3 protein-coding genes are annotated in these 3,075 nt (G+C 76.7%); 1 reads left to right on the top strand and 2 read right to left on the bottom strand.

Going from position 1 to position 3,075, the window contains the following annotated elements; translation table 11 throughout:
* Both VR44_RS37895 and VR44_RS37890 read right to left on the bottom strand, forming a co-directional pair.
* Positions 1-1,245 (bottom strand): aminotransferase class I/II-fold pyridoxal phosphate-dependent enzyme (locus tag VR44_RS37895; RefSeq protein WP_107072592.1); only part of this gene is annotated, 1,245 nt, incomplete at its 3' end.
* Positions 1,246-1,419: 174 nt separating this feature from the next.
* Positions 1,420-1,992: a TIGR03086 family metal-binding protein gene (locus VR44_RS37890; protein WP_045952220.1), complete on the bottom strand. Its 573-nt coding sequence runs from the start codon at positions 1,990-1,992 to the stop codon at positions 1,420-1,422.
* A gap of 215 nt (positions 1,993-2,207) precedes the next feature.
* Between VR44_RS37890 and VR44_RS37885 the strand changes: the two genes are divergently transcribed.
* On the top strand, positions 2,208-3,029 hold the full coding sequence (locus VR44_RS37885; protein ID WP_045952219.1) for a class I SAM-dependent methyltransferase: 822 nt from the start codon (positions 2,208-2,210) through the stop codon (positions 3,027-3,029).
* The last annotated feature ends 46 nt before the right edge of the window (positions 3,030-3,075 follow it).

Genomic DNA, 3,075 nt, shown 5'->3' with positions numbered 1-3,075 from the left:
GGCCAGTACCGAGCCGAGCAGGTCGAGGGCGCCCCGGACGTGCGGCAGCTCCAGCGGCTCGCGGGAGCCGAGCGCGGCGAGCCGTTCCTGCGGGGTGGAGCCCAGCAGCGGTCCGGTCGACAGCCGGACCCTGAGGGCGCCCAGTTCGTCCGCGAACCGCTGCCCGCCGGGCGTCGGCGAGCCCAGCCGGGCGCCGAGCCAGTCCTCCAGTTCCATCGCGTCGCCCACCCCGTGCCGGGCCAGGCCCGCGCGCAGCGGGGCGAGGTCCGCGTACAGGTGGCGTCCGGCCTGCGGGGGCCGGGCGAACGCCCCGGCGGCGAGCAGCTCCCGGTGTGCGGCCGCCGCCACCGCGCCGTGCAGGGCCGCCGCCGCGTAGGCCCGCCCGGCGACGGCGTCCGGCTCCTCCAGCGCGTGCGCGGCGGCCACGGCGACCGGGCCCGCGGGCAGTGCTCCGGTGGCCGTGAGGATGTCGAGGGTGCGGGCGCGCAGCCAGGTGCCGCGCGGGGTGGCGGGGAAGCGGGCCACGGCCGCGGGCCAGCCGCCGGGCAACAGCGAGCCGGACAGGTCCACCAGCACGGCGGCCGTGTCCGGCAGCATCTCGGCGGGGCTCAGCACGAGCGTGTCGTGCGGCCGGTGGACGGTGTCGCGCCAGCTCTCGTCGCTGACCACGAACAGCCCGGCGGCGTCGGCCGCCTCGCAGGCCTCGCGCAGCATCTCGGGCGGCGGCACGGTGCCGGTCGGGTCGTCGGCCACCGACAGGAGGAGCACGCGCGGGTCGCCGCCCTCGGCGCGCACCCGCCGTACGGTCTCCAGCAGGGCGTACGGGTCCGGTACGCCGCCGCACTCGGCCGGAGTGGGCACGTGGTAGGCGCGCCGTCCCAGCAGCCGGACCTGAGGGGTCCACCAGGCGGGACAGGGGCGGGGCAGCATCACGTCACCGCCGTACGCGCCGAGCAGCGCGAGCAGCAGGGCCGGCGCGCCCGGCCCGGCGGCCACGTACTCCGGCTCGGTGGCGAGGCCGCGCCGCGCCCAGTGCCGGCAGGCGGCCTCCCGTACGGGTTCCCCGCCGCCCGGGGGCTCGGGTGCGGCCCGGTCCGCCGCCCCGGCGAGGACGACCTTCAGCTCCGGCAGCACCGGCAGGCCGGGCTCGGGGGCCGGCGGACCGTACCTGACCGGTCCGCGCCCCTCCGGCGCCAGGCGCCACACCCCGGCCCCGGCCGTCCCTTGCGTCGTCCCCTCCGCCATCCCCGCCACGTGCCCGCCTTCCCGCTGCCCGGTGCCGCCACGGCTGCCGCCGACGGCGCCGCCGCCACGACCGCGGCCGTCGATCGACGTGCCCTTTATACGATTATTTCCACTGCAATGCCCGCTATCCCGCCATCCGTCCGCGTGGTCCGTACGGCGTCCCCGCCCGGCCCGTCATCCGCGCCTCCCCAGCAGCGCCAGCAGCCTGGTCTGCGCGTCCGCCCCGGCCGGCACCTCCAGCGGCGCGGCGAACAGGCCGCTCGCGGCGAGGCCGTCGGCGTACGGCATGACCTCCTTGAGGGAGAACTCGACGAGCCCGTCCGGCAGCCGGTCGTCCGCGCCGATGCCCCGTGAGAGGTCCCAGGCGTGGACGACGCAGTCGGCGGTCAGCTCCGCGCAGTACGCCGCCGCGCGCGTCGGCCCGTACGAGAGCACGACCGTGCGCTCCAGCGCCCCGGGCGCGGCGAAGGCCGCCCGGGCGGCGGCCGCGGCCCGTTCCCAGGCCCCCGCCGGATCCCCGCCGAGCAGATCGCCGGAGAGGGCGTCCCCGACCTCCGCCACCGTCCGGCCCTCCGTGACCAGCGGCACCGTCCAGAGCTGCTCTCCGGTGACGTGGTTGACCAGGTCCCGCACGGTCCACTCGGTGCAGGGCGTCGGCGCACCCCACTGGCCGTCCGCGACGGCCCGTACCCGCTCACCGAAGAGCCGCAGCGCCGCGGCGTGCTGTTCCAGCAGGGTCTCCGGCATCGTCCTCACCGCCCTCGGTGACGGGGCTCCGGTCCTGCGGCTCCCCTGCGGCCCACTCTCCTCGTCCCTGCACTGCCCTGCCACCGACCCCGCCAATCCCCTTGGCAGGCAGGGATGGTGTCCACATGTCAAAACGCATATCTCAGATGACGGTCGGATCCCCTACGGTGATCACCACAGCACTTCGACACTTCGAGGACGCGGAGGAGCCCGCCATGAGCAACGCCCACGAGACGGCCGTCTACACGCACGGCCACCACGAGTCGGTCCTGCGCTCGCACCGCTGGCGCACCGCCGCCAACTCGGCCGCCTACCTGATCGGTGAGCTGCGGCCGGGCATGCGGGTGCTGGACGTGGGCTGCGGGCCGGGCACCATCACCGCGGACCTGGCGGAACTGGTGGCCCCGGGCGGCCGGGTCACGGCGGTGGACGCGGCGGCGGACGTCCTGGATTCGGCGGCCGCGTACGCGGCGGAGCGGGGGCTGGAGGGGGCCGTGGACTTCGCGGTGGCGGACGTCCACGCGCTGGAATTCCCCGACGACAGCTTCGACGTGGTCCACGCCCACCAGGTGCTGCAGCACGTCGGCGACCCGGTACAGGCACTGCGGGAGATGCGGCGGGTGTGCCGGCCGGGCGGGATCGTGGCGGTGCGCGACGCCGACTACGCGGCGATGACCTGGTACCCGGCGACGCCGGGCCTGGAGGAGTGGCAGGACCTGTACCACCGGGTGGCCCGCGCGAACGGCGGCGAACCGGATGCCGGGCGGCGGCTGCTGTCGTGGGCCCGGGCGGCGGGCTTCACGGAGGTACGGGCGACGGCGACGGCGTGGTGCTATGCGACGCCGGAGGAGGTGACGTGGTGGTCCGCGCTGTGGGCGGACCGGACGACCGCGTCTTCGTACGCGGAGGCCGCCGTGGGTGGGGGGCACGCGACGAAGGACGACCTGTCCCGGGTCGCGGGCGCGTGGCGGGCGTGGGGGGCCGAGCCGGACGCGTGGTTCTCGGTGCTGAACGGTGAGCTGCTGTGCCGCGTCTGACCCGCTGACCGCTGCGCGGAGCCGCCTCCCCGCCCCGCCCTTCCTC

Origin of the sequence: Streptomyces katrae, from assembly GCF_000966975.1 — a bacterium.
Lineage (GTDB): Bacteria > Actinomycetota > Actinomycetes > Streptomycetales > Streptomycetaceae > Streptomyces > Streptomyces katrae.
This window is presented reverse-complemented; position numbering and strand designations above follow the sequence as displayed.